At 69.7% G+C, this 25,592-nt stretch carries 20 protein-coding genes and 3 pseudogenes; 6 read left to right on the top strand and 17 right to left on the bottom strand.

The genetic code is table 11. The features are described from left to right. Positions 1-125 precede the first annotated feature (125 nt). From OG702_RS05655 to OG702_RS05630, 6 genes and pseudogenes are all read right to left on the bottom strand, one after another. Entirely contained in the window at positions 126-566 is a 441-nt protein-coding gene (locus tag OG702_RS05655; RefSeq protein WP_327287778.1) for a hypothetical protein, read from the bottom strand. A gap of 110 nt (positions 567-676) precedes the next feature. Then, a pseudogene (locus tag OG702_RS05650) lies at positions 677-763 on the bottom strand (diguanylate cyclase domain-containing protein); the annotation flags it as partial. Between the two features lie 315 nt (positions 764-1,078). Continuing rightward, the gene (locus OG702_RS05645; RefSeq protein ID WP_327287777.1) at positions 1,079-1,732 is read right to left on the bottom strand and encodes a hypothetical protein; all 654 of its coding nucleotides are present in this window, start codon (positions 1,730-1,732) and stop codon (positions 1,079-1,081) included. Beyond that, a complete protein-coding gene (locus OG702_RS05640) occupies positions 1,729-2,241 on the bottom strand; it encodes a hypothetical protein (RefSeq protein WP_327293096.1) in 513 nt (170 codons plus the stop codon). The genes OG702_RS05645 and OG702_RS05640 overlap by 4 nt, the downstream gene beginning before the upstream one ends. 129 nt (positions 2,242-2,370) lie before the next feature. Beyond that, positions 2,371-2,460, bottom strand: a pseudogene (locus OG702_RS05635) (integrase); the annotation flags it as partial. Between the two features lie 295 nt (positions 2,461-2,755). Next, positions 2,756-5,356: an RICIN domain-containing protein gene (locus tag OG702_RS05630; protein ID WP_327287776.1), complete on the bottom strand. Its 2,601-nt coding sequence runs from the start codon at positions 5,354-5,356 to the stop codon at positions 2,756-2,758. 842 nt (positions 5,357-6,198) lie between these two features. Here OG702_RS05630 and OG702_RS05625 point away from each other — a divergent pair. Next, positions 6,199-6,618, top strand: a pseudogene (locus OG702_RS05625) (hypothetical protein); the annotation flags it as partial. Positions 6,619-6,674: 56 nt separating this feature from the next. Here the strand turns inward: OG702_RS05625 and OG702_RS05620 are convergent. Together OG702_RS05620 and OG702_RS05615 are read right to left on the bottom strand one after the other, a co-directional pair. After that, complete coding sequence (locus tag OG702_RS05620; RefSeq protein WP_327287775.1) at positions 6,675-7,025, bottom strand: hypothetical protein; 351 nt, start codon at positions 7,023-7,025, stop codon at positions 6,675-6,677. Continuing rightward, a complete protein-coding gene (locus OG702_RS05615) occupies positions 6,907-7,419 on the bottom strand; it encodes an NAD-dependent epimerase/dehydratase family protein (RefSeq protein WP_327287774.1) in 513 nt (170 codons plus the stop codon). The genes OG702_RS05620 and OG702_RS05615 overlap by 119 nt, the downstream gene beginning before the upstream one ends. 317 nt (positions 7,420-7,736) lie before the next feature. Between OG702_RS05615 and OG702_RS05610 the strand changes: the two genes are divergently transcribed. Further along, a complete protein-coding gene (locus tag OG702_RS05610) occupies positions 7,737-8,618 on the top strand; it encodes an alpha/beta fold hydrolase (protein WP_327287773.1) in 882 nt (293 codons plus the stop codon). A gap of 5 nt (positions 8,619-8,623) precedes the next feature. On the opposite strand, the gene OG702_RS05605 is transcribed toward OG702_RS05610, so the two are convergent. The 3 genes from OG702_RS05605 to tal form a co-directional block, all read right to left on the bottom strand. Continuing rightward, a complete protein-coding gene (locus OG702_RS05605; protein WP_327287772.1) occupies positions 8,624-9,079 on the bottom strand; it encodes a hypothetical protein in 456 nt (151 codons plus the stop codon). After that, entirely contained in the window at positions 9,076-9,609 is a 534-nt protein-coding gene (locus tag OG702_RS05600) for an RNA polymerase sigma factor (protein ID WP_327287771.1), read from the bottom strand. Before OG702_RS05600 ends, OG702_RS05605 begins: the two co-directional genes overlap by 4 nt. 411 nt (positions 9,610-10,020) lie before the next feature. Further along, complete coding sequence (gene tal / locus OG702_RS05595) at positions 10,021-11,682, bottom strand: transaldolase (protein WP_327287770.1); 1,662 nt, start codon at positions 11,680-11,682, stop codon at positions 10,021-10,023. Positions 11,683-12,191: 509 nt separating this feature from the next. On the opposite strand from tal, the gene OG702_RS05590 reads away from it, so the two are divergent. After that, complete coding sequence (locus tag OG702_RS05590; protein WP_327287769.1) at positions 12,192-13,568, top strand: ricin-type beta-trefoil lectin domain protein; 1,377 nt, start codon at positions 12,192-12,194, stop codon at positions 13,566-13,568. 85 nt (positions 13,569-13,653) lie between these two features. Here OG702_RS05590 and OG702_RS05585 read toward each other — a convergent pair whose 3' ends face one another. The 5 genes from OG702_RS05585 to OG702_RS05565 are packed head-to-tail and all read right to left on the bottom strand — an operon-like array spanning position 13,654 to position 18,554. Next, the gene (locus OG702_RS05585; RefSeq protein WP_327287768.1) at positions 13,654-14,397 is read right to left on the bottom strand and encodes a hypothetical protein; all 744 of its coding nucleotides are present in this window, start codon (positions 14,395-14,397) and stop codon (positions 13,654-13,656) included. A 6-nt stretch (positions 14,398-14,403) separates the two neighbouring features. Beyond that, positions 14,404-15,312 (bottom strand): carbohydrate ABC transporter permease, encoded by a 909-nt coding sequence (locus OG702_RS05580; RefSeq protein WP_327287767.1) that lies wholly within the window; start codon positions 15,310-15,312, stop codon positions 14,404-14,406. Next, entirely contained in the window at positions 15,309-16,220 is a 912-nt protein-coding gene (locus OG702_RS05575; RefSeq protein ID WP_327287766.1) for a carbohydrate ABC transporter permease, read from the bottom strand. The genes OG702_RS05580 and OG702_RS05575 overlap by 4 nt, the downstream gene beginning before the upstream one ends. Then, the gene (locus OG702_RS05570; RefSeq protein ID WP_327287765.1) at positions 16,217-17,482 is read right to left on the bottom strand and encodes an extracellular solute-binding protein; all 1,266 of its coding nucleotides are present in this window, start codon (positions 17,480-17,482) and stop codon (positions 16,217-16,219) included. The genes OG702_RS05575 and OG702_RS05570 overlap by 4 nt, the downstream gene beginning before the upstream one ends. A 52-nt stretch (positions 17,483-17,534) precedes the next feature. Next, a complete protein-coding gene (locus tag OG702_RS05565) occupies positions 17,535-18,554 on the bottom strand; it encodes a hydroxyacid dehydrogenase (RefSeq protein ID WP_327287764.1) in 1,020 nt (339 codons plus the stop codon). A gap of 171 nt (positions 18,555-18,725) precedes the next feature. Between OG702_RS05565 and OG702_RS05560 the strand changes: the two genes are divergently transcribed. Both OG702_RS05560 and OG702_RS05555 read left to right on the top strand, forming a co-directional pair. Continuing rightward, the gene (locus tag OG702_RS05560) at positions 18,726-19,877 is read left to right on the top strand and encodes a substrate-binding domain-containing protein (RefSeq protein ID WP_327287763.1); all 1,152 of its coding nucleotides are present in this window, start codon (positions 18,726-18,728) and stop codon (positions 19,875-19,877) included. Between the two features lie 142 nt (positions 19,878-20,019). Then, entirely contained in the window at positions 20,020-21,999 is a 1,980-nt protein-coding gene (locus tag OG702_RS05555; RefSeq protein WP_327287762.1) for a DUF2264 domain-containing protein, read from the top strand. A gap of 183 nt (positions 22,000-22,182) precedes the next feature. Here the strand turns inward: OG702_RS05555 and OG702_RS05550 are convergent, their stop codons facing one another. Further along, the gene (locus tag OG702_RS05550) at positions 22,183-23,634 is read right to left on the bottom strand and encodes an endo-1,4-beta-xylanase (RefSeq protein ID WP_327287761.1); all 1,452 of its coding nucleotides are present in this window, start codon (positions 23,632-23,634) and stop codon (positions 22,183-22,185) included. A 595-nt stretch (positions 23,635-24,229) separates the two neighbouring features. On the opposite strand from OG702_RS05550, the gene OG702_RS05545 reads away from it, so the two are divergent. After that, positions 24,230-25,546, top strand: a complete 1,317-nt coding sequence (locus OG702_RS05545) for a poly(ethylene terephthalate) hydrolase family protein (RefSeq protein WP_327287760.1) — start codon at positions 24,230-24,232, stop codon at positions 25,544-25,546. The last annotated feature ends 46 nt before the right edge of the window (positions 25,547-25,592 follow it).

Raw genomic sequence — 25,592 nt, 5'->3', positions numbered from 1 at the left:
CACATGTTCAGCTCTTGTCTTGCGGAGGCCCTCGCATCGACCGCTGATCGGGCTACCGACCTGTGCGGATGACACTCTCGGCAGCCGCAGGGCGACGCGTGTGTGCCGCGCCGCGATCTCCCCGGTCAGCGGCGGCTGGTGGCCAGGATGACGAGGAACTGGCCGCCGCCCGGCTCGATGCTGGCGGTCACCGGCAGCCCCGGTACCAGTCGGGAGAACCGGTCCACCAGCCAGTCCGCCGCCTCCTGGGCGTCCCGCCGGGTCGGACAACGGCCCACCATCTCGCGGCCCCCCTTGCGCTCCAGTCTCCCGGCAACGGTGATCAGCGGCGCGGGCTCGACCACGTACAGGCGGTCCGGCCAGGCGATGGCCACCTCGACCGCGCCCTTGCGGGTGTTGCACGCTCGGTGTGCGAGCCGCTCGGCGACCTTGGCCTTCCGGTCGGCGGTCCGGCTGTCCACGCTGGGCCCCCGCGGGTCGTTCACCGACATCTCGGGATCGACTGGTTCGTCGCACACCCAGCACCGCCAGCCGTCACGCTCGGCCACAAATTCGAGGGGACTCACCCGAGGAGACTACCGCGCCCGGCCGCCACCCCGCAGGCCCGGGACGCGGCGGGTGAGGGTCCGACTGCCGGCCGGGGCGGCGGATACTTGGCGGTTGAGGCCGCCCCCGGGGCCAAGCGAGAGCCGGTGGCCGTGAGTACGGCGTCTCCGGCGGCATGGCCGTGTGTGTCGTTGACGGCCTTGAAGTCGTCCCGGTCGGAAGCGCGCGGGTTCCCGGAATCCCGAACGTTGGTAGGCCGGAACCTGCGTGCCAGCTGATGGGCGACAAGCTCAACACGTCGAGTGGCATGGACTACTACCGCGTATCCGCGTCCGCCGCCCGCATCCACGTCGTCACTGACCCTGACCCGTACGGGTCAGGCGACCCAGATCCGGACGGACATCAGAGGGGCGACGTCTGGTCCGTCGACGTGTGGTGACCAGCTGGCGACCTCCCAGCAGCGTCCGCGATATCCCTTCGCTACGAGGAGCCCCGGGCAACGATCTGAGGAGCGCGCGCCGCATCCCACCGGCTAGCCCGCAGGCCAATGCGGGTTCGGCTTGCCGTCATCGCTCATGTGCGCCCGCTGCCAGATCCCTTTCCAGCTGAGCGGTATCTCCGGGACGAACCGGTGCTGCTTCCCGCACGGACATGGCGCCAACACCCTCGCGCACCCGCGGCACAGCTCCACCCAGCCGTGCCCGGTCGAGTGCGACACCGGCGGTCTCTCGTCCCCGCAGGCGGGGCAGCCGGGGAGATCGGCGCCGTTCAGGATCGTGTTCTGCCGCCGGACGTACTCAGGCAGTCGCAGCGACGGATGGCGGAACGGGTCTTCGTACCAGGCACGGTCCGGGCCGTCCCACCTGCTGCGCAGCCACCACGGTCGCGGGTTCGGAACGGGCCGACGCCCGGCCTGCTTGTCCGCCCGGCGTTGTGCGGCGTACTCCTCCCCCCGCGCGAGCCACAGCACCCGTGCCTCAAACAGTTCTTCCACCGCCCGCACCAGCGAGTCCGGGTCCGCTTCCAGCCGCCGGGGGATCGCGGCGCTGAGTGTGAGGTGGTGGTATGTCGCCCGGAAGCCGTACGGCGCAAAGAGGGTGATGCAGTTCCGCAGCGCGCTGTGCCGGCGGCGCAGGGGAAGGCGCGCGTCGTGCACGTGCGCCCGGTTGGTGAGAAAGCTGGTCATGGTGTGGGCGCCAGGTCCAGTGCCCGTGTCAGGGCGGCGGTGACGGCGGCGGCGTGCGCCGGCAGATGCCGTTCGGCCCAGGTTCTGGCCAGGCTGAGGAAGTCCTGCAAATCCTTCTGGGCGCCCGCGACGAGCTTGCGTACCTGGTCCACCGGCAGCTCGGTCACCGGACTGCCGTCCGTTCCGTGGGCGTCGAGCGTCAGCCGGACGGTGTCGCCGACGCGTTCGGCCACCGAGGACGGATCGTGGCCGAAGGAGGAGCCTCCGGCGGCGAACAGATCAGGCATGGTGAGGAGCCCGTGCAGGAATGTGCCGAGCGGGTCGGTCGGGCACGGCCCGTGCTCCTCCTCCGGCTCGAAGTCGTTGCAGCCGGCGATCCGCATGACCGCCGTACCGGCCTCCGCCGCAGTCAGTTCCCCGTTCAGCACGAGGTAGCCATATGGCTCGTGCTCGCCAACCGGCCAGAGCGCGAAGTCACCGGCAGCGACGATCTCCGGAACGGGTTGCATCTCCAGCACATGGGGATGATGCCGGACCCACCGCTACACTGCCACGGGCTTTCAGCTGCTCGATCGGACTCGGAGCAGGCCCACTATCCGGGCAGTTTCGCGGTGCGGTCCGGGCAGGCAAGGCCCGCGGACGACGTCGTCCCAGTGGGTGGCGTCGCGCAGGACGGCGGTGGTGATGCGGCCGCCGCGCGGTCCGGTGAACAGGCGGGCGCCGGGTCTGCTGCCGTCGGCGAGTTCTTGGAGGGCGTCCCACTCGCGTAGGGCCACGGAGCGGGCGCAACCTCGCAGTCAGCACACTCCGCGACGCCGGCCACCGCAGCATCGCCGCCGGGCTACGACAAGCCTCCTGCCAGCCCTTCACACACCCACTCGGCCGGCTCGGGCTCATCTGACCTGAACCAACACGTGATCACCAGGAATCTGAACCAGCCCTGCGCGCCCCCTGGGAGGTCCGCACGCCCCGGATGTGCCGCCACGGGGAGGTGGCGGCACATCCGACAGGCCGGCCGCCGGATCAGGCCGGTGTCAGCTGCCATTGCTGGTTGGCGCCGTTGTTGGCGGTCCACTGCACGACGGCGGCTCCGTCGTTGGTTGCCTGGCCGCTCACATCGGCCGCCAGGCCGCTGTCATGGCTGACGATGGTGTAATACCCGTCGCCGGTGGGCCGCAGGTACCACTGCTGGTTGGTGCCGCCGTTCGCCGACCACTGCTGCAGTTGCAGGCCGGGGGTGGCGGAACCGCCGTTGACGTCGAGCACCTTGCCGGTGGGGTTGTAGCGCAGGGTGAAGGCGCTGCCCGAGGCGCTGAGGGTCCAGGTCCCGCCGCCGGTCTGCTGGACGGCCTTGGCGCCGTCGGCGGTGGAGTTGCCGGCGATGGCCAGCGGCTTGCCGCTGTTGCGGTTGACGATCCGGTAGGTGCCCGGCGCGGGGCTCGTGGAGCTGCCCAGGGTGAAGTACTCGACCGCGTCGCTGAACACGGTCGTCCCGGCCTTGCTGGTGGACAGCACGAGGTAGACCCGGGAGCCGCTGGACGGCGCGGTGAACGACACGGTCTGCGTCGCCTTCGAGCCGAGCGGGACGGCGAGGGTGGTGTTCCCGGAGGCGATCACCGGGCCGGTGGCGCTGTCGAGGTGGGCGCTCCAGGCGAAGCCCACGGCGGTGCCGGTGAAGTCGTCGTTGAACACCGAGATCGTACGGTTCACGGTGCTGTTGGCGGCGTATCCGGGGACCGCTTGCGGGAGCGGGAAGGTGCCGTTGGAGTCCGACACACCGGAGGCCGACCAGTAGGGCAGGTCGATCGCGGCGACCGGGTTGAACGCGGCCTGGATGCGCTGGATCTGCGGATTGCTCCACGGGTCGGAGAGGTTGTCGGCGCCGTAGACGGGATGGCCGCCCTCTTCGGGGGTGAAGTCGGTGGTGCGGACGCCGGGTATGACGCCCGCCCAGCCGGACAGCAGGGTGTAGGGGCGCAGGTCGCTGGCGTCCTTGCCGCGCTTGGCCACCATCGTGGTGGCGAACCACTCGAAGCCCTGCTTGGTGTTGCACTTCGGCCAGATGTACTCGCCCTCGCCGTCGGGCCGGCCGGCCACCGACACGACCTTCTCGCCGTAGGTGCCGAAACCGTCCAAGTAGTGCCCGAACACATCGAAGTTCGCGTACGTCATGGTGGGGTAGGGGTTGGCCGGAGCGCCGACCCACGCGTCGACGCTGACCGGCCGGGTGCCGTCGTTGCCGTTCATCGCCGCGTACAGGTCCTTCTCGAACTGCTCCGAGTCCATACCGCTGCTGCCGGGCTCGTTGCTCTGGCTCCAGCGGATGATCGCCGGGTGGTTGCGGTCGCGCAGGGTCAGCGCGCGGGCGTGGTCGACCATGTTGTCGTGCCCGGCGACGAAGTCCTGAAGGCTGTTGGAGCCGCGGATGCCGGTCTCGTCGATGATCATCAGGCCCATCTCGTCGGCCACGTCGAGCATGTAGGGGCTGGCCGGCTCCTGGTGAATGCGGACCACGTTGTAGTTCAGCCGCTGGTAGTTGTCGACCGCCTGCGGCCAGCCGCCGTTGCCCGAGGAGGGCGCGAGGAAGCCGGGCAGTGTGTCGTAGGCGTCGCCCTTGCCGCCGTTGTTGACGCGGTCGAAGTCCGCGCCCTGGAGGTTGTCGCCGCGGAAGTTTACCCGCACGCCGTTGAGGTAGTAGTACTCGCCGTTCTGGCTGCTCTCCCGGAATCCGAAGCGGTAGGCCGCGTCGCTGGTGCGGCCGTCGTCGGTCGCCGCGTGGACCGTCAGGCGGTGCAGTTGGGCCCGATACCCCTGCCGGTAGGGGACGTTGGGCCACCAGTACGAGGAGGAACCCAGGTTCCACGCCACCGGCCCGACCGTCACCTTGACGGTCGAGTGGGCGGCCACCGCGACCGTCTTGCTGGGCAGGGACGGGTAGGTGAACGACGTGCCGTTGTCCGAGGCGAGCGAACCGGTCAGCGTCACCGTCCGCGCGGCGCCCGAGGTGTTGGTCACCGACGCGTCGTAGGTGAGGGTCTGATTGGCCACGGACGTGCGGATGAACGTGTCGCTGACGTACACCGCCGGATACACGCGCAAGAACGCCGAACGGAAGATCCCCTGCGGTACGGCCTCGGCCCAGTCGGCCGCGTCGGGCACCAGATACCTGCCGTTCGCGGGGTTCTTCAGGGCGCCCCTGCCCTTCACATCGACCGTTACGGTGTGCGTGGTACCCGGTGCCGCGTACGCGCTGATGTCGAAGTTCGACGGCGTGAAGGCGGTGGTCCTGGTCGCCACCGTCCGCCCGTCGACCGACAGGGTCGCCTGGTGGTTCACCGCGCCGAACTCGATCCACGTGGACTGCGGCTGCCCGGAGTCCGGCACGGTGATCGTGCGGGAGTACACCGCCTCGTTCACATCGGTGAAGCCCTGCTTGTACCAACCGCCGCCCGGCACCGTGATCGACGTCGCCGACCGGCCCAGCGGGGTGAACCCCCAGGTGCCGGCCAGGTCGACCGAGGCGATCGCGGCGTTGCCGGCGGTGACGCCGTCGGTGCCGGAGGCCGGCGAGGCAACGGCCGGCGTGGCTCGAGGGGCGGTCGCTGTGGCCGGCTGTGTTCCCACAGCCCCGGTCAACAGCGCCACGACGGCCACGGACCAAAGGGCCAGGCGTCGACGGCGCGGCGGCTGTACGTGTTGTCGCTTCACACGATCCTCCTTGTGAACGGACCAGGCACGGGCAGGTGGTGAACCGGTCGGGGCGGCGCTGAAGCCGTAAGGCGGTGAGCGACTCGCCGGGTCGGCCTTGTCCCACCACAACTCGCCGACAACCAGGGGGAAGGGGCCCGCCCGGACCGCCCGACCCCTCGGCTCGCCTGACAGGCACCCACTGTGTTAGCGCTCACACGTACCGATCGGTCGGAGATATGGCGTCAATGGAGGGACAGATGTTTCGGATACAAGAACGTGCACCTGCACCCCTCACGGTGTCAAGCCTCACGACACGAACCGATTCACCCGGCCATCGGTGAGACCTCCTGTCCCAACCCGTGCCCTGGGCGCCCCTGTGCTCTCATCGGCGACAGAAGCCCAGGTTCCCGCGTGGACGGCTGGCGCGCGGGCCCGGCGCCTGAACAGGCCCGTACCGCACCCCCCTTGAGGTAACGACGAAGGATGTGTCAGTCTCATTTCGACCCCGCTATCGGAGCTGTCCCTCGCTGGCCGAGCGCGCACACCTGGATCTCTCCCACGGAATGTGAGCGCTCACCCCTCCTGGGCGACGCGCGCTGTGGAGTTGCAGCGCCCGCGCCGCTTCGCTGTGGTACCTGCTCAGGTTTTCGGATACGCCGGACGGGCGCGTTGTTGGGCCAGTGGCTCGCCGGTGAGGCCCGGGCCGAGGGTGTGTCCCGTCGCGACCTCCTGTGGCTGGCAGCCGCAGGAGGCGTGGTCATCACGACGCTGGCGGGCCTGCCGACACCGGCAGCGCACCGCTGACCCGGCAGACACTCAAGAGCGCATTCGAGACCGCCGCCCGCGCGACGTTCACCGCGGGCACCCGGCACCGGCTGACCGGCCGCTCCTGGTCGGGCAGCGGAGGCATCCGGCACGTCGAGGTCAGCACCGACGACGGCGCCACCTGGAAGCGCGCCCACCTCCACGACCGCCCCCGCGCCGCGGCGTGGTCCCGCTGGTCCACCGACTGGCACCCCACCACGCCCGGCCCCACCGCTCTGCCGGCCCGCGCCACCGACACCACCGGCCGCATCCAGCCCGTCCGGACCACCCCCGACACCCGGGGCTACCCATTCGACGCGGTCGTCCGGAACCCCGTCACCGTAGTTCCCGGGAAGCGGAGTACCGCCCACTACCGGACCGGCAGCTCGTGACGCCGGCCCCCTGACCGCGCGCTGCGGGGCGGTCCTCGGGCGCAGTGCGAGCCGCGTCAGTCTCCCTGGGACCAGGCGGCGGAAGTGAGCGACAGGTAGATCCCGAAGTTCTGGAGCCCGGTGGTCGTCAGGATGTCCCGGTGAAGCCTGTCCACCCGTTCCTGGCGATCGGCGGCGCGGCTTTCGAACCACTTGGTCCGTACCTCGATAACCAGATCCAAGCCGCCTGGGTCCAACGGATCCCGCCGCCTGAAGCGGATCTCGACATCGCCAGGCTGCAGGTCCCCGTCATACGGTTCCTCGGGACACTCGACAGCTCTGGAGACCAGGTGCGGCAGCACGGAACCCAGTTCGCGGAGCTTGGAACCCGCGACGCTGTGGGGATAGGTGATGTCTACAAGCGGCATCTGGCCACTGTAGTGTCACGGTCTCCGCGACCCGATAGAAGCCGCTCACACGGTTGCTGCTGGCCAGCACGACCCGTCGCACCCCCTGCCGGCGCGCGCCCTCCAGCACGTTGTGCGTCCCTCGGACATTTCCGTCCAGCAGATCCGGCAATGGCGCCACATCAGGGAGCCCACCCAGGTGCACCACCGCATCCAGGTCCTTCAGGACTGCTGTCACCGCTTCCGCGTCACGCAGATCCAGCTGGTGGACCTCCTCTGCCGGCGTCTGTGCTGTGAGCCCTGCACGATCGATGAGCACCAACCGCGCTACCTCATCACGCAAGCCGACCCGGACCACCGATCCGATCCGCCCGGCGGCACCGGTGATCGCCACAGCCTCAGGTTTCGTTCCCATGGCGACCACCCTCCCGCACACCACTGACATCGGGCCTTCGCGGGCCTTCCGCGGGCGACAGGAAGTGGTGACGGCTGGCGACCTGCCTGACGGTGGCTGTTCGCGAGCTCGTTGGCTTGGCTCTGTCGGCAGCGTGCCGCGACCTGCGCCCCGAGGCGGCGTGGACGACCGCGCGCCGTCCGCTCGATCCGCGGTCACGCACTGCGCCTCGCCGAGCTCTGGATGTTGGGTAGGCGCAGACGCGAGGGAACCTTCGCCGGATCGCGCGCCTCCTGGCGAGGTGAACGGCCTGTCGTATCCGGCGAAGGGATCCCCTCATGACCAACAGCGATCGCCCCATGCCCCCGTTGGAGGGGGTCGAGCACCGGTGGGTGACGGTGCGCGGGGCCCGGTTGCACTTCGCCGAGGCCGGCAGCGGCTCGCCCGTCGTGCTCCTGCACGGTTTCCCGCAGCACTGGTACGCCTGGCGCGCGCTCGTCCCGCTGCTCGCCGACGACTACCGGCTGATCTGCGTCGATCTGCGCGGCTTCGGCTGGTCGGAGCAGACCGAGCGCGGCTACGACACGGACGGCCTCGCTGACGACGTCCTCGCGCTGCTGGACGCACTCGGTCTCGACCGGGTGACCCTGGTCGGCCACAACTGGGGAGCCGGGGTGGGCTTCCGGCTCTGCCGGCGGGCCCCGGATCGGTTCCGTGCCTTCCTCGCGCTGAACATGACGCACCCGTGGACGCGCCACCGCGACATGCTGCCGAATCTGTGGCGGATGTGGTTCACCGCCTTCATCGAGTACCCGGTGCTCGGACGGCTGGTCCTGCGGCACTGGCCGGCCTTCACCCGCTATCTGCTCCGACGCGCGGTCGCCGACCCGGCCGTGTGGCGGGACGCGGATCTCACGGAGTTCACCGAGGCGGCGCAGGCCTCCGCCCATGCCGGGCAGGCGATGTTCTGGCAGTACGTCGTGCGGGACATCCCGGCGGGCTTCCGGGGCGCCGACCGCCGACGGCGGCCGGCCGTCCCGACACTGGTACTCGGCGGCGAGCACGACCCGGTGATCCCGCCTGCCCTGCTGAGGGGCGGCGACCCGCACGCGGAGTGTCTGACCGTACGGGTGGTGCCGGGTGCCGGGCACCATCTGCACGAGGAGCGGCCGGAGTTGGTAGCCGAGGCCCTGCGGGAACTCATCGCCGGAGCCGGCTGAGGGGGTCAACGCAGGACGGCGCGGCGCTCCACCTCGCGGAAGAGGGCGTGAGCGCGGCGCTCCCCCAGCAGGCGGCCGTACAGGCGCTGCACGCCGCCGAGGGCGGCCGGGCGCGCCGCGCCGCAGACGGCGAGCCGAGTCCCGGTGCCGTCCGGCGTGGCGGCCATGCCCATCGTCACCAGCCGGGACTGCATCAGGCACCACCCGGGGCTCAGCCGTACGTCGTACGGTCCGCGCAGGCCGAACACGTCGACGGCCTGCGCCGGTTTGCGCTCGCTGTCGCCTGGCGGGACCTTGAACTCCCGTACGAAGGGGATCAGATGGGGCAGCTCACCCTCCAGGTCGGCGATGACCGCCCATACCTGGTCGAAGGGCAGATCGATCCGTGTCTCGGCGTACAAGGGGGCGCGCAGTCCGGCAGCCAGTACGCGCAGCCGGGCGACCGTATCGGGTGCGTTCACCGTGTCCACGCCTTCCGGAATGACGAACGCGCCCTGTTCAGGCGCGACTTCACGGTGCCCTCGGGTACGCCGAGCAGCTCGGCCATCGTCCGCTCGTCCAGGCCTTCCAGCTCCCGCAGCACCAATACGGTGCGGTGCTGGACGGGCAGTCGGGCAAGCAGATCCCTGACCTCTGCCGTCAGTTCATCGCCGACGCCAGGTAGCAGGTCCCGCAGCCGGCCGATCTCCGCGGGGTCGGCGGGTGTCTCGCCCGCGGTACGCCGTGCCACTCGGACAGCCTCCCGCACGGTGACCGCACGCACCCACCCGTAGAAGGCCTGCGGATCCCGCACTCCGCGCAGGCCCCGGAACACCGCGAGAAGGGATTCCTGGACGGCGTCCGCGGTATCGGCCGGGGCAATCGGGGTGCACAGCCGGGTGACGTACGGCGTCACCAGCTTCAGCAAGTCGTCCATGGCGAGGGCGTCGCCACGCCGCGCGGCCCCTACGAGCGGCACCGCCACGTCCCAGGGCCGCACGTCGTCGTCCATCGCCGTACACCGTATACGTAGCGCCGCGGACGGAGCTGCGCAGAGGCGCGGATCAGGGCTGGGCGCCGACGCGGCGCCCGCGCAACCGTGAGATCAACTGGCGTGCCCGAGCCCGCTTTTTCGGGTCTGCGGCCGCACGGCGGGCGGAGGCGATCACGCGCTTCCCCTGCGGGCTCCGGCTGAACTCCTTGATACGGGCGATGACTCCGGGCATGTCGCCTCCTGGTGGCCTGATACCGCGAAGACTCTTCGCAGCGCTCTCACAGAGGGGCCTACCCGGCCAGCGACCCACGATGTCCGCGCCCGCCCGCGAACCACTCGCATCACGTCGTCTGGCAGACGCCTCCGCCGACCGCACAGACCCGGTTGACGACGGCCGTCCCGTCCGCCGTCCCCCGGCCGAAACACCTGTCACGCGGTCGTCTGCTCTGTCGGAAAGACACGGCCGGCCGCGGCGAGGCGCAGCTGCTCCAGTACGGTGCTCTGCTGCTCAGCGCGTTCCAGCAGCGTGTCCAGATGGTCGGCGTAGAGGCGCTGATCGTTGTCGGCCAGGGTCCGCAGGGTGCGCCAGCAGGCTGCCTTGCCCTGGACGCCCAGAAGCATGGATTCCAGTTCCAGGACGTCGCTGAGCGGGGAGCGGGAGAAGAGGTGGCCATTGGGCTTGAGGCGGCCGGCTTTCTCGGCCAGCCAGCCCAGCGCGACCTTGGAGCGGTCGGTGGGCACGCCCAGGTCGGTCATGATCTGGATCAGGGAGTCGCGGTCCTGCTCGATCTGCTTCGCCAGGTCGGAAAGGGCATTGTCGGGATCCCTGCCCTGCTGGCCCTGCGCTGCCCGGCGGAACAGTTCCAGGCCGGCGGTCGCACCCGAGAGATGGTCGTTGAGGTAGATCGCCAGCAGCTCGGGCCCCTCCGAGACGTCCTTCGCCGCGGAGTGGGCCGACGCCCGCTCGTCTGTGCTGCTGTGCATTTCGCGGTCCACGGAGGCGCCGAGTTCGCTCCAGCTGTCCGCGAACTTCGCCAGCCCTTCGCGTTCGAGCGCGTCGGTGACGTCGGCGAAGTCGACGCCTGCCTGCTCCAGGGCCGCGAAGTGTGCCGCCGCGGCGGCGTAGTCGGCGTCCGACGGTGCCGACGAGGTGAGGGTGCCGTGGTCGGCGAATGCGGCCAGGGTGCTGCCGGGCATGGTGTTCACGGTGCCGGCGATGGCGAGTTCGCTGACGTACATCGTGTCCGGGTAGGCCGGGTTCTTCACCCCGGTCGATGCCCACAACGGCCGTTGCGGGCGGGCTCCAGCGGCGGCGAGGGCCTGCCAGCGAGGTCCGGCGGTCACCTGCTGGTACGCCTGGTGGGCCAGCCGGGCGTTGGCGACCGCCGCCTTGCCCTTGAGCGCCGTCGCTCCGGGGGTGCCCAGGGCGTCGAGCCGGGCGTCGACCTCGGTGTCGACACGGGAGACGAAGAATGAGGCGACGGAGTGGATGCCCGTCAGGTCGCGGCCGGCATCGCGTGCCTGCTCCAGGCCGGCCAGGTAGGCGTCCATCACCGCGCGGTAACGTTCCAGGGAGAAGATCAGGGTGACGTTGACGCTGATGCCCTCCGTGACGGCGGCGGTGATCGCGGCCAGTCCTTCACGGGTGGCCGGGATCTTGACCAGCAGGTTCGGCTGGTCGACGGTCTCCCACAGTTTCCGTGCCTGCTCGATCGTGGCGGCGGTGTCCCGGGCCAGCCGCGGGTCGACCTCGATGGAGACCCGCCCGTCGGTCCCGCCGGTGCGCTCGTACACCGGGCGGAACGCCTCGCAGCCGTCCCGCACGTCGTCGGTGGTAAGAGCGAAGACGGCGTCGTCGACGCTCCCACCCTCACTCCCCAGGCGGCGCAACTGCTCGGTGTAGCGGTCCCCCTTGGACAGGGCCGAGGCGAAGATCGTCGGATTGGTGGTGACGCCCACAACATGGCGTTCCGCGATGAGCTTCTTCAGCTCACCTCCGGCCAGCAGCTCACGGGACAGGTCGTCGAGCCAGACCGAGACCCCGGCAGCGGACAGTTCGGCAAGCGGATCAGATGCGATGGGAACAGACATGCGAAGCCTCCAATGGGGTGGTGCTGTCGATGGGATCATCACGCGAGCCCGCCTGACCGATGACACGCTGGTCAGCGGACCGCCGCACCTTCTATCAGTCGCGCGGCTCGAGGACCGGCTGGCGCCTTGGTGAGCGCCACATCCGCTGGTCGCAACCGGGAGAGGGGGATCCGCTCCCGCTGCGCAACTACCCGAGTTGCACGCCTGCCCCGTATCGCCCATCGCATACCTCCGCGGGAGACTTGGCCCGCGAGCACGGTCAGGCCACGTCGAGATCCGGCAGGAGACCGGCGGCTGACGGGTGTTCGCTTGTCAGCGATCCTGAGCGCTTTTGTTCGCCCCGTAGCGAGACCGTTTGACGATCCGTTACCCATGTCCCAGACCACACCGGTTGAACCACCGAGGGCCGCATGAGGGGTGTGCTGATGAGATCGTCGCAGAGCGCGATGTCCCGGAGGGCTGTGTTCGCGCTGTTGAGATTGTTTGCCGTGCTTGCCTTGGCGGCGGGGATGTTGACCACTGTCGGGTCGTATGAGGCGCATGCGTCCACCAACCAGTTCAAAGGCGTGAACTGGGCCGATCAGCGGGACAATTTCGTGAACGGGGTGCTGTATCCCTCGGGGCTGGGCGCGTCGGACACCTATGCGTCCGCGGGGGTGGTGGCCGATCGGGTGGTGGGCCAGTTGTACTCGATCACGGGTGCCAACACGGTGCGTATGCCGATCAACGAGCCGACGGTGTCGAGCTATTGGTCGACGTATACCGGGGCGGTCGACTCGGCGCTCGGCCGGGGAAAGGTGATCTTGGCGTACTGGGCGTACGCGGGCGGCAAGCCGGCCAGTATCTCGGCGTTCGACCGGATGTGGGACACGGTCGTCGCGCGGTACGGGAGCAATCCGAACGCGTACTTCGAGGTCATCAACGAGCCGTACGGGTACGGCAACGGAGATCTTGACAACTTCTACAACGACTGGCTGGCCCGGTATTCGTCGGTGCCGCGGGGCAGGGTGGTCCTGGACGGTGCGGGCGACGCGCAGAACGTGTCGGCCGTGGGCAGCGACAGCCGGCTGAACAACACGCTGCTTGCGGTGCACGACTACTCGTTCTTCGCGGGCTACGAGGACGAGACGGACTGGGCGAACCACCTGGCGGGCTACATCGGCGCGTACGCGGACCGCACCATCGCCACCGAGTGGGGCGGCCCGATGGGTCCCGGCAGCAAGAACGGCGTCCAGTACGCGGCCATCGACTACAGCATCCCGAGCGGGTCGTTCTTCGCCGACTACGTCCGGGGTGTCAGCAGTGAGTTGCGCAGCCTCGGCATGGGCAGTGTGTTCTGGCCGGGCCTGCGCGACGGCGACTGGTACAGCCTGACCACCAAGACCGGGAGCGGCTCGGGCATCAACCTGTCGCTGGTCAACCCCTCCGGTCTGACCCGGCTCCAGTACGCGTGGGGCGTCGGCAGCGGCGGTGGCACCTACGTCAGGATCGCCAACGCCGCGACCGGCCTGTACATCGACAGCGCCGGCCGCACCTCCAACGGCTCGGCCGCTGATCAGTGGAGCGGCAGCACCAGCCGCTTCGAGGAGCAGTGGACCATCGAGAACGACGGCAGCTACGTGCGGATCAGGAACCGCGCCACCGGGCTCTACCTCGACGGGGCCGGCCGCGCCTCCAACGGTGCGGCGGTGGGCCAGTACGCCGGGAGCAGCAGCGGCAACCAGCAGTGGACGGTCCTGACCGACGCGAACAACGTGCGGATCAAGAACCGGGCCACGGGCCTGTACATCGACGGGATGGGCCGGGCGGGTTCCGGGTCCGAGCTGGGGCAGTACGGCGACACCAACGGCGCCAACCAGCAGTGGCGGATCACCGCCGCCGGCTGACCGGCGGAGCGGCCGTCCGCGGCGGGTGCGACAGGGCGACCCGCCCTGTCACACCCGCCGCACGGTGCCGGCTCCCGACCGGTCGTCAACGACCGCGCGGGGCCGCGGTGTCGGCGGATTCCAGCCGTGCGTGTGCGGCGTGGACGTTGCGCCACACCACGTAGAGGGCGCATCCGGGGAGCGTGGCCAGGCCCAGCAGAGGAGCGCGGTTGACGAGCGCCGCCGCGCCGAGGAGCAGGACGAGGTCGGCCAGAGCGAGGGGCCAGCGCCTCAGAAGGCCGTAGGGGGCGGTCAGGTAGGCGGCGGGTGTGAGGGGGTGGTCCTCCGGCCCGGCCGCGGTCAGGGCCATGGCGTGCACGCCGGACAGCGCGGAAAGCACGGAGACCACGGCCAGCGCGGGGCACACCGCGAGTCCGACGGCGGTGTGCCGCAGCAGCACCGCGTCCGTCGCGCCGGCCGCCGCCAGCAGCGCGTAAGGCGCCCACAGCGCCGTCGCCCTGCGGAACAGGCGGCGGTAGGCGCGGGGCAGCTCGATCGCCCGTGCTGTGTCGGCGGTGTCGTCGGCGGCGCGTTCGAGATAGCCGAACGCACCGGCGAGTGCCGGGCCGACGCACAGCCACAGCAGTGTGAAGGGCACGGGGTGACGCCACGGCTCATGCGCGGCCGCGAGGGCGGCGAGCAACGGCAGGCAGGTGACTGCCAGTCCGAGGTTCACCACCAGCACCCGGTGGATGTGGGCCCAGATCAACTCCCATGAGCCGTAGCTCACGTTGGTGGGCAGGCGGCGGGTGGGGCCCGCGGGAGCGGGTGCGCTCGTGGTGGGGGTCATGCCGGATCAGCCCTTGATTCCGGTGGTGGCGATGCCGCGTACGAAATAGCGCTGGCCGAGCAGGAAGATGACCAGGATCGGAACCACCGAGATCACCGATCCCGCCATGATCATGGCGTACTGCGCGTCGTACTGGCCGATGAAGGAGCGCAGTCCGATCTGGACGGTCCACAGGTCGTTGTCCGTGAGGTAGATGAACGGACCCATGTAGTCGTTCCAGGTGTTGACGAAGGTCAGTAGGGCCAGACTGGCGAGGGCGGGCTTGGACAGCGGCAGGATGATCCGCGCCCAGATCCCGTACTCGCTCAGCCCGTCCAGCCGGGCCGCCTCGCTGATCTCGTCGGGGATGGTCAGGTAGAACTGGCGCATCAGGAAGACCCCGAACGCACCGAACGCCTGGATGAGGATCAGCGACCAGCGGGTGTTCACCAGGCCGAGCTTGTCCATGATGATGTACTGCGGAACCATGTACGCCTGCCAGGGCACGGCGATGGTGGCGATGTAGCCCAGGAAGAGGGCGTCCCGGCCGGGGAAGCGCACCTTGGCGAAGCCGTATGCGGCGAAGCTGCCGGTGAGCACCTGGAGGAAGGTGATCACCGCACTGAGCAGCAGGGAGTTCCCCAGATAGGTGGCGAGCGGTATCTGCTTCCAGATGTCCGTGAAGTTGCGCCAGCGGTAGCTCTTGGGGACCCACTCGATCGGCACGGTGAAGACGTCCCTGTCGGCCTTCACCGAGGAGATCGCCATCCACACGAAGGGCAGCAGGATCGCCGTTGTGAGGAGGACCAGGAACAGGTACAGCAGCGCGCGGCCGGCGGCGTGCCCGGTGTGGCGCCGCGACACGGCCGCGGCGGTCGGCGGCGCGGGTGCGGGCGTCGTCCGGGGGCGTTCCCTGCCCGGCGCGGTGGTGTTCATCGCTCGCTCCTGCGCTGGATCTGGAACTGGGCGAGGGTGACGGCCAGCACGATCACGAAGAGCGCGAGCGAGACCGCTGAGGAGTAGCCGAACCGGCCGTGCGTGATGCCCTCGCGGAAGATCAGCTGGGACAGCACCAGCGTGGACCGTCCAGGACCGCCCTCGGTCATCACCTGGACCAGGTCGAAGACCTTGAAACTGGAAATGGTGAGCATGACCGTCACGAAGAAGGTGGTGGGCCGCAGGCCCGGCATGGTCACATGCCGGAAACGCGCCCACGGCCCCGCGCCGTCCATCCGGGCCGCTTCGTAGAGCTCGGCCGGGATGGTCTGGAGGCCGGCCAGGAAGAGCACCATGTAGTAACCCATGTCGCGCCACACGCTGGTCGCGATGAGCGCGGGCAGGGACCAGTCGGTCGAGGTGGTCCACCCCGGCGGATGGGACCAGCCCAGGTGCCGGAGCAGCTGGTTGACGGGGCCGATGTCCGGGCTGAGCAGCATGTTCCAGACGACCGCCACCGCGACCAGCGAGGTGACGTAGGGGAAGAAGAACGCGGTGCGCAGGATCCCGACCCCGCGCAGCTTCTGGTTGAGCAGGACCGCCAGGCCGAGCGATGCCGCGAGGGTCAGCGGGATGTGCCCGGCCGCGTACCAGCAGGTGTTCTGGAGCGCTGTCCAGAAGTTGTCGTCGTGCCGCATCCGGCGGAAGTTGGCCAGGCCGACCCACTTCGGGGTGGAGTACGAGTCCCAGTCGGTGAAGGCGACCACGAACGTACCCGCCACCGGGACCAGGGTCAGGGCGGCGAAGCCCAGGAGGTTCGGCAGGACGAAGCTCCAGCCGATCAGCGCGTTGCGCCGGCGCCGGCGGCGGGTGGCCGCCGGCGCCGTACGGGTGGTGACGGTCGTCACTGGACTTCGGTCTTCACGCGGTGGTCCATCTCCTTGATGCCCGCGTCGACGGACTTCTCGCCGGTCATCACCAGTTCGTGCTCCTCGGTGAGGATCTGGTCGATGTCGGAGGACTTGTCGCTGACCGGCATCTCCAACTGCACCTTGGACGGCTGCATGGCCTGGCGGGACGCCGCGTCGGTGGGCATGCCCCGGACCCCGAAGAAGGTGCTCGTGACCGAGCTGTCGTGGTACGACGGGACCAGGCCGACCTTCGCCAGGACGGCCGCGCCCTGCGGACCCGAGGCCCATTCGACGAACTGCTTCGCGGCGTCCGCGTTGCGGGCCTTCTTGTTCACCGCGAAGGCGGTGGGGGAGCCGAAGGTGACGGTTTTACCGTCGGCGGTGGTCTGCGGCAGCGGCGCCATGCCCCAGTCGACCGGGTTCTTGCCCTCGGCTTTCTCAGCGAGCAGGGCTGCGGCCCACCAGGTGCCCATCGGGACCATGGCGGCCTTGCCGGTGGTGAACTGGGAGTCGTAGGTGGTCTTCTGGCTCGACGCGGTGGCGAAGGGCAGGGTGGCGCCGGCCTTCTGGACGTCCAGTGCGATGCCGTACTGGTCCTTCATCCACCCGTAGTCCCCGCCGAGCAGGTCACCGCCGGTCTGCGCGGACGCTACCGCCTGCACGACCGAACGCCAGGTGTGCAGATACGTGCCGTACGTCTTCGATGCCCCCGATCCCGTGGTCAGCTGCTTGGCCAGGGAGTCGAAACCGCTCCACGTCAGATGGGACACATCCGCGTCACCGACCAGCTTCTTGTTGTAGAACAGCACCCAGAAATCCTGCCGGTACGGGAGCGCGTAGTACTGACCCCCCAGGTCGTAGTCGGCAAGCCCGGCGTAGGCCGACTTGTCCGGGAGTCCGGCGACCGAGCCCGTCAGCGGCAGCAGTTGGCCGCGGGTGGCGTAGCGGGCGTAGTCCGTGACGTTCTTCATCGTCAGCACGTCGGTCCTGTCGCCACCGGCGAGCATCGTGGTGACCTTGTCCGGGTAGTCGTCAGCGAGGATGTCGACCGGCTGCACGTCGATCTTGGGGTACTTCGCCTCGAAGCCGTCGATGAGCGCCTTGAACTCCGGCGTGGTCTGGTAATTCCACAGCGCGATCTTGACGACCGTACGACCGTCGGACGTGGTGCCGGAACCGCCGCCGCTCCCGCATGCCGCGGCGCCGAAGAGCGTTGCGGCCAGAGCGACCGGCAGGAGTCTCGTGGTGGTCATTCTCATGGGGTGCGGCTCCTTGTGCCGAGGGGGGATGAAGCGGGGGATCAGGGGGGAGTCAGGCGCTCAGACCCAGCGCCCAGTGCTCGGCCGTTATCTCGGCGGTGAGCGGCTGGTGCGCCGTCCACCGCGCGAGTTCGTCCAGGGTGTGGTCGGTGAGCCGGCCGATCTCGGTGCCGAGTGAGCCGGCGATGTGCGGCGTGACCATGACCTGGGCCAGCCGCCGCAGCGGGGAGTCGAGCGGAAGCGGCTCGGGATCGGTGACGTCGAGGATGGCGAACAGCCGGCCGGCGGCGCACTCCGCCGCGAGTGCGGCGCTGTCGATGAGGCTGCCGCGCGCGGTGTTGATCACCGTGGCGTGATCGGGCAGCAGGCTCAGCTCCGCGGCCCCGATCAGATGCCGGGTCTCGGCCAGTTCCGGGGCGTGCAGCGTCAGGACGTCGGCCCGGGAAAGCGCTTCTTCCAGGGGCACCAGCGTCGCGCCGGCCGCCGCGACCTGGTCGGGGTCGGCGTACGGGTCGGCGACGAGGCAGGTGGTGCCGCCGAGCAGGCCGAGGAGGTCGACGACCTTGCGCCCGATCCGGGAGAAGCCGACGACACCGACCGTGCGGCCGAAGTTCGACAGGTCGCCGTAGCCGGTGACACTGCCCCAGCCCCCGTAGGCGCGCTGCTCGTCCGCGGCGAGGAAGGGGGCTTTCTTCCCCGCGAAGATGATGGCGGCCAGGGTGTATTCGGCGACAGGTATGGCGTTGGCGTCGGCCGCGCTCGCGACCTGGATGCCGCGCCGCCACACCGCGTCCCCGAGCAGGCCCCGTACGCTGCCCGCGCAGTGCAGCACCGCACGGAGCTCCGGCGCTGAGGTCAGCCGCGCGGACGTCAGCGGCGGCGCGCCCCATGAAGTGATCAGCACCTCGACCTCGGCGAGCCGGGCTCTCGCCTCGGGGGTGTCGAGGTCGTCTGTCCACAGCGGGTCGCCCAGTGTGACCAGCGCGGCGAGCCGGTCCAGCCGGCTCCGGTCGAAGTGGGCGTCGAAGCTCTGTCGGCTCATCACGACCAGCGCGTCGGGCTTGGTCTGCATCAGGCGTCGGGTCCTGTTCCTCGGAACGACTGCTACACCGGTGTTTCCAGGCAGTTCCGTTCCAAATACGTTGGGAACAGGGATAGTGGTGTTCAGTAGCCGTTCACTAGCGTTCGAACAGAACTGCAACCAAACGTTCAGATGCGAACACCTGGACTGAGAGGCGCCTTGATGGGCGACGACCGACTCTTCGCACTCCAGCGACGTGAGCGCGTGATGGAGGAACTGCGCCGCCATGGCGCGGTGCGGGTCCGTGACCTGGCCAAGGTCCTCGAAGTCAGCGAGCTGACCATCAGGCGCGACATCAGTACGCTCGCCGGCTGCGGTCTGCTCACCAGGGTGCACGGCGGCGCGACCCTGCCGACCGATCTGGAGCGTGCCGGCACGGCTGCTCCGGGTCGTCGGCCGCGGCCGGCGGCAACGGCCTTCACCATCGGAATGGTGGTGCCCTCACTGGACTTCTACTGGCCGCCGATCGTCGGGGGCGCCCGTGCCGCGGCCGCCGCGCTGGGTGTGCAGATCCAGCTGCGCGGGTCGAGCTACGACCAGGCCGAGGACCGGCGCCAGATATCCCGGCTGATCGCCGCCCAGCAGGTGCAGGGGCTGCTGCTCGCCCCCAACCTCGAAGGCGACGGCGTCGACGAGATGATCGACTGGATCGGCAATCTGCCGGTCCCCACCATCCTCGTCGAGCGCCAGACGCCCGACTGGACTCCCACACCCCGCCAGCTGGAGTGGGTCCGCAGCGATCACGCCCTCGGCCTGGAGATGGCGGTCCGCCATCTGTACGAGCACGGCCACCGGCGCATGGGCCTGGTGCTCTCCAAGGGCAGTCCCACCTCCGCCCACCTCTCGGTGGGCTGGCAGCGGGTCTGCGCGGAACTGGCACTGCCCGCCGAGTTCGTGGTGCGCGAGACCGTCGCACTCAGCGTGCCGGGCCACCGCGAGATCATCAGCAGGATCCTGGCGCGCTGCCGGCACCACCGCACCACCGCCCTGATCGTGCACAGCGACCCCGACGCGATCTCCATCGCGCAATACCTCGCGGAGCAGGGCGTCACCATCCCCGGCGACATGGCGATGGTCAGCTACGACGACGAGGTGGCCCAACTCGCGGAGCCCGCCATGACCGCGGTGCGCCCGTCGAAGGGCCGGGTCGGGCGGGTGGCGGTCGACATGATGGTCTCCCGGCTGATCGAGGGGAAGCGCCGCCCCGCACAACGCGTCCTCATCCTCCCGGAGTTGGTCATCCGGAACTCCTCCGTGGCCTCCTCCGGGCAGATCTGGACCACACACGCGGGCAACACCGCTCCCTACGGCTGACGCTTCCGCACCGGAACCACCGTGCTCGGAAGCCGGCGATCGTGTTCGACTGTGTTCGCAACTGTTGACCGGGCGGCGCCGGACGGATTGAGTGAGCGGACACCACGGCCCGCCCGGGCCCCCGCATCCCATGGAGCTCGCCATGACGTCCGGTCTCCCGGCCGAGGACCGCGACCGGTCACCGTTCACCGGCTGGACCCGGGAGCACTGGGCGGCGCTGGCCGACCGCACAGCGGAAGCGGTGGCCCCCTACCGCTCCCCGAAGGGGGCGTCCATCGACCTGCCCGGCCCAGCGAGCCGCAACGGCCGCCGCTCGGACGGTCTTGAAGGCTTCGCCCGCACCTTTCTGCTGGCCGGATTCCGGGTGGCGGGCGAGGCCGGCGCCGACCCGGCCGGGCTACTGGAGCGCTACGCGGAGGGGCTCGCCGCCGGTACGGACCCGCACTCGCCCGAGGCGTGGCCGCGTCCCGACGAGTTGGACCAGGCCAAGGTCGAGGCCGCCTCCATCGCCCTCGTCCTGCAAACCACCCGCCCCTGGCTCTGGGACCGGCTCGACGACGGGGTACGGCAGCGGACGCTTGACTGGCTGGGCACGGTCGTCGGACAGCGGTACCCGCCGATCAACTGGGTGTGGTTCAGGATCGTGGTGGAGTCCTTCCTGCGGGAGGCGGGCGGCCCGTGGAGCGCCACCGACATCGAGGAGGACCTCGACGTCCACGCCTCGCTGCGGCGCCCCGGCGGCTGGCTCAGCGACGGACAGGAACGGGCCTACGACCACTACACCGGGTGGGCACTGCACCTGTACCCGCTGCTGTGGACGCACCTGTTCGACGTGACGGGGACGCTCTGCGCACCCCGGTTGCGCGGCAGATGGCAGGACGACCTCGGCGCGTATCTCGACGACGCGGTGTGCCTGATCGGGTCCGACGGATCCCCGCTGCTGCAAGGACGCAGCCTCACCTACCGCTTCGCCGCCGCCGCGCCCCTGTGGGTCGGGGCGCTGACCGGCACCGGAAACCTCGGCCCCGGTCTGATACGGCGCGCGGCCAGCGGTATGCTGCGGCATTTCCGCGGGCAGGGCGCGTTCGAGCCCGACGGACTGCTCCGCCTCGGCTGGCGCGGGGAGTGGCTGCCGATACGGCAGGCATACTCGGGGCCCGGCTCCCCCTACTGGGCCGCCAAGGGCATGCTCGGCCTGATGCTCCCCGCCGACCACCCGGTGTGGACGGCCACCGAGGCGCCGCTGCCGGTGGAAGAGGCCGACGTGGCACGGGTGGTCGCCGCTCCCGGCTGGCTGGTCTCCGCGCGGCGGTCGGACGGCGTCGCGGTGGTCGTCAACCACGGCACCGACCACGGCCGCCCCGGGGACTGCCGCGCCGACGCACCGCTGTACGCCCGCCTCGGCTACTCCACCGCCACCGTGCCGCCGCTGACCGGGCCGACGACATCGGATCCGCTCGACAACAGCGTCGTCGTACTTGACGACACCGGCCGGGCCACCCACCGGAGCGGCTTCACCACACTCTTCGCCGACCGCCGTACCGACGGCAGCCTCGTGGGGGCGTCGCGGGGCCTGGTGCGATGGGTCGACACCTCCGGGGACGCCACACCCGACCACGGCTCCGGCCGCACCGGCCCGCACATCCCGGGCCCGCTGGTCACCGTCGCCTCCGTACTGCGCGCGGGCACCGAGATCCGGCTCGTCCGGCTCGACGCCCCCGAGGGGCCGTCGGCGGCCTGGCGGTCTGTACGACTGGGCGGCTGGCCGCTTCCCACCGAGGCGGGCCCCGCGCACACACCGGGCGAGGAGGGTGCATACGCCGAGGCGAGCGACGGGGGACTGCGCAGCGCCGTACGCGGCTTGCGCGGCTTCACCCGCGCCGGCGTGTTCGTCGAGGACGGCACGACCCCACTCGCCGCCCGGACCGCCGTCCCCTGGCTGGCCACCCCGGAACCCGTACCGCTCGGGGTCGTACTGGCCGCATCCGTACGGCTCGACCGCGGCGCCGGCGATGACCAGGAACCGGCCGTGTCCGTGCGGGACGGGGGCGGCGGAATCCACCATGTGACGGTCGAGTGGCCGGACGGCGTGTGCACGGACGTGACCCTGCCCGCGCCGTGAGGCGACGGCCGGTGCCCTCAGGCCGACGGCCTGGGCCATGGGATCGCCGACGCCGCGACCTTCGCCTCGTCGAGTGTCCTGACGTACGGCAACCGCAACGACAACCGCCTGCCGGGACAGTCCCCGGTACACCAGCCCCGGCCTGCGACGAGGCCGGGGCGTGGCGGCACTACTGCGGCCGGTTCAGCTCCACTTCTGGTTGCTGCCCCCGTTGCAGGTCCACAGTTCGAGCAGCGTCCCGTTGGTGGTGGCGGCGCCGGTCGCATCCAGGCACAGTCCGGACTGGACCCCGACGATGGTTCCGTCGGAGTTGAGGCGCCACTTCTGGTTGTCGCCGCCCCAGCAGGAGTAGATCTGGACCTTGACGCCGTTGCCGGTTCCGGCAGCGTCCAGGCATTTGCTCCCCAGGACCCTCAGCTCGCTGTCGGAGGTGTAGGTCCACTGCTGGTTGCTGTTGCCGGAGCAGTCCCACAGCTGCACCTGGGTGCCGTCGGCGGTGGTGGAGTTGGGGACGTCCATGCAGCGTCCTGACCCCGAGCCCTTGATCGCCCTGGTGCCGCCGTTGCTGGGCGGTGTGGTCGGCGAGGTCGGCGACGAGGTCGTGCCGGCGGCGTTGAGGGTGTTGAGCACTGTGGTGTAGGCGGCCTTGGCGTTGCCGTTGCTGTCGAAGAGCAGAGGGTTGTCGCCGCTGCGCCAGGAGTCGCTGTCGCGGATGCCCCAGACGGTGATGCCGGTGCAACGGGCGACGTTCAGGCAGGCTCGGACGGTGTTGCCGTATTGGGTGGTGCCGGCTTGGGCGATGTCGAGTTCGGTGAGCTGGACGTCGACGCCCAGGGCGGCGAAGTTGCTGAGGGTGGTCTGGAAGCTGGAGGGGGGTCCGCCGTTGCCGAAGTGGCTCTGGAAGCCGACGCAGTCGATCGGGACGCCACGGGACTTGAAGTCCTTGACCATGTTGTAGACGCCCTGGGTCTTGGCGTCCGACCAGTTCTCGATGTTGTAGTCGTTGTAGCAGAGCTTGGCGTTCGCATCGACCGAACGGGCCGTGCGGAAGGCGTGCTCGATGAAGCCGTTGCCGAGCTTGTCCTGGAAGGGCGAGCTGCGGTGCTGGCCGCTGCCACCGTCGGCGAACGCCTCGTTGACCACGTCCCAGGCGTAGATCTTGCCCTTGAAGTGCGTCATCTCCTGCGTGATGTGGTTGTCCATCGCCGACTGCAGGTCCGAGGCCGACAGGTTCGACACCCATCCCGGCAGCTGGTTGTGCCAGACCAGGGTGTGACCGCGCATCCGCTGGCCATGGGCCTGGGCGTGACTGACGATCTGGTCGGCCGGCCCGAAGTTGAAGTTCCCGCGGGACGGCTCGGTGGTGTCCCACTTCATCTCGTTCTCCGGGGTGATCATGTTGAATTCCCGGTCGAGAATGGTGGAGTACGCGGAGTTGCCGAGCTTGCTCGCCGGCACCGCGGTACCGAAGTACCGGCCCGACTGCGCGGCCGCCGAACCCAGCGAACCCGCCGCCGCAGCGTGCGGCGCCGATGTCGCCAGAGCGACGACAGCCAGGGAGGCGCCGACCGCCACTCCGGTGGCCGCTGCCACGGCTTTTGTGTGGATGCTTCGATGTCCGGTGAGCCAAGACATGTCGGTGGGTGCTCCTCACAGTGGGGGGACAGGGCATCGACCGGAGGGCCGGGTGCCCTGCTGCTATCTGCGCACTGTGCGCACTGTCTGCCCTGGCGGGCAGGTGAGCGCTAACAATCCGCTCGCCGTCCGTGGGTAGGGAGGGCGAAATTTTCGGGATTCCAACGATCGATTCGCGGCACCATAGGACGCCCGTCGGAACGCGTCAATACATCTCACAGCGAGGCTCCTCGTGTGCGAAACGGGTGCGGGCGCGGGGCACTTGACCAACTCGCACTGCTACCAGCGCCTTGACCAGGGCCGATCAGATCGGGCGCGATCTTTCCTGTTCCTGGTCGACGGCGGAGACATCGAAAATTTCGATTCCTAGGCGTTGACGTTTCGGGGACTGCGTGCGCACACTTGCCCACGTCTCGCACACCGGGCAGGGATGCGCCGCCTGTCGACCCGTCGTCGCCTGCGAGGGGCCTTGCGTTCGCGGTCCGCGTCCGGAGTTGTTTGGGAGCGCTCCCACCCCTACGTCGGCTGCTGTCCGGAAGGGAGACGTACCGTGCACCTAGCCTGGGAAGCGCCCACGGGCGCTCGGAGAAGCACGATGTACCAGCGTTCACGGCCCGGGTCGGTCAGAACGGCCGTGGCCGCGCTGGTGGCCGTCGCGGGACTGCTCGCGGTGTTGCTGGCCCTCCAGCCGGCGGCGGCCGCGGACAATCCCTACCAGCGGGGACCCGACCCCACGCTGGCCGGTGTGGCCGCTTCCAGGGGGCCGTTCGCCACCGCGCAGACGAGCGTCGCGCCGGGCAACGGATTCAACGGCGGCACGATCTACTACCCCACCGACACCAGCGCGGGCACCTGGGGAGCGGTGGCGATCGTCCCCGGTTACACCGCCCTGTTCGCCGATGAGGAAGCGTGGATGGGACCCTGGCTGTCCTCTTTCGGGTTCGTCGTGATCGGCATCGAGACCAACAGCCGTACCGACTACGACGCTGCTCGGGGAACCCAACTCCTGGCGGCGCTTGACTACCTCACCCAGCGCAGTCCGGTACGGGACCGCGTCGATACCAGCCGGCTCTCCGTGATCGGCCACTCCATGGGGGGTGGTGGCGTGGTGTACGCCTCCGAGCACCGGCCGTCGCTCAGGGCCGCGGTCGCCCTGGCGCCCTTCTCACCGTCGCAGAACATGTCCACCGACCAGGTGCCGACGATGGTCATGGCCGGGCAGAACGACACCGTGGTCACCCCCTCGTACCTCGACGGCCTCTACGCCACCATGCCGGCCGCCACCCAGAGTGACTTCGTGCAGATCGCCGGGGCCGACCACGTCTACTACACGCATCCGCAGAGCACCGAGATGCGTCTGCTGATCCCCTGGCTCAAGATCTTCGTCGACAACGACACCCGCTACACACAGTTCCTCTGCCCGTCGTTGGCCGATCCGGGCGGTATTTCGATCTACCACAGCAAGTGCCCCTACGTGCCGCCGGGTGGGACCACCAGCGGTGGCACCACGACCGGTGGCACCACGACCGGTGGCACCACGACCGGTGGAACGACGACCGGCGGCACCACCACCGGCGGCACGGTCAGTGGCGGTACGACCTCAGGGGGCACCCAGGGGGGCGCTTGCACGGCGACCTACACGACTGTCAACGCCTGGTCCGGCGGCTTCCAGGGAGAGGTCAAGGTCACGGCAGGCGGCGAACCGATCAGCGGATGGACCGTGCGGTGGACGCTGGGCAGTGGCCAGAGCATCAGTCAGGTGTGGAACGGCACCATCAGCACCAGCGGCTCTGATGTGTCGGTGCGCAACGCCTCCTACAACGGTTCACTGCAACCCTCCGCGTCAACCACGTTCGGGTTCCTCGGCACCGGTACGCCCGCCGGCGTGTCATTGAGCTGCACCAGTCAGTGACCGGGGCGGGTCGGAGCGGCGGAACCGGACCGCCCCCTGCTGGCGC

Source organism: Streptomyces sp. NBC_01198 (genome assembly GCF_036010485.1).
Taxonomy (GTDB): Bacteria; Actinomycetota; Actinomycetes; order Streptomycetales; family Streptomycetaceae; genus Actinacidiphila.
This window is presented reverse-complemented; position numbering and strand designations above follow the sequence as displayed.

What these genes read in the sequence shown, in the direction of transcription:
- OG702_RS05645 (WP_327287777.1), bottom strand. Translation starts at nt 1,732, where the DNA reads ATGACCAGCTTTCTCACCAACCGGGCGCACGTGCACGACGCGCGCCTT.
- OG702_RS05640 (WP_327293096.1), bottom strand. Translation starts at nt 2,241, where the DNA reads ATGCAACCCGTTCCGGAGATCGTCGCTGCCGGTGACTTCGCGCTCTGG.
- OG702_RS05620 (WP_327287775.1), bottom strand. Translation starts at nt 7,025, where the DNA reads ATGCCGCTTGTAGACATCACCTATCCCCACAGCGTCGCGGGTTCCAAG.
- OG702_RS05615 (WP_327287774.1), bottom strand. Translation starts at nt 7,419, where the DNA reads ATGGGAACGAAACCTGAGGCTGTGGCGATCACCGGTGCCGCCGGGCGG.
- OG702_RS05610 (WP_327287773.1), top strand. Translation starts at nt 7,737, where the DNA reads ATGACCAACAGCGATCGCCCCATGCCCCCGTTGGAGGGGGTCGAGCAC.
- OG702_RS05600 (WP_327287771.1), bottom strand. Translation starts at nt 9,609, where the DNA reads ATGGACGACGACGTGCGGCCCTGGGACGTGGCGGTGCCGCTCGTAGGG.
- tal (WP_327287770.1), bottom strand. Translation starts at nt 11,682, where the DNA reads ATGTCTGTTCCCATCGCATCTGATCCGCTTGCCGAACTGTCCGCTGCC.
- OG702_RS05590 (WP_327287769.1), top strand. Translation starts at nt 12,192, where the DNA reads ATGTTGACCACTGTCGGGTCGTATGAGGCGCATGCGTCCACCAACCAG.
- OG702_RS05585 (WP_327287768.1), bottom strand. Translation starts at nt 14,397, where the DNA reads ATGACCCCCACCACGAGCGCACCCGCTCCCGCGGGCCCCACCCGCCGC.
- OG702_RS05580 (WP_327287767.1), bottom strand. Translation starts at nt 15,312, where the DNA reads ATGAACACCACCGCGCCGGGCAGGGAACGCCCCCGGACGACGCCCGCA.
- OG702_RS05570 (WP_327287765.1), bottom strand. Translation starts at nt 17,482, where the DNA reads ATGAGAATGACCACCACGAGACTCCTGCCGGTCGCTCTGGCCGCAACG.
- OG702_RS05565 (WP_327287764.1), bottom strand. Translation starts at nt 18,554, where the DNA reads ATGCAGACCAAGCCCGACGCGCTGGTCGTGATGAGCCGACAGAGCTTC.
- OG702_RS05560 (WP_327287763.1), top strand. Translation starts at nt 18,726, where the DNA reads ATGGGCGACGACCGACTCTTCGCACTCCAGCGACGTGAGCGCGTGATG.
- OG702_RS05555 (WP_327287762.1), top strand. Translation starts at nt 20,020, where the DNA reads ATGACGTCCGGTCTCCCGGCCGAGGACCGCGACCGGTCACCGTTCACC.
- OG702_RS05550 (WP_327287761.1), bottom strand. Translation starts at nt 23,634, where the DNA reads ATGTCTTGGCTCACCGGACATCGAAGCATCCACACAAAAGCCGTGGCA.
- OG702_RS05545 (WP_327287760.1), top strand. Translation starts at nt 24,230, where the DNA reads ATGTACCAGCGTTCACGGCCCGGGTCGGTCAGAACGGCCGTGGCCGCG.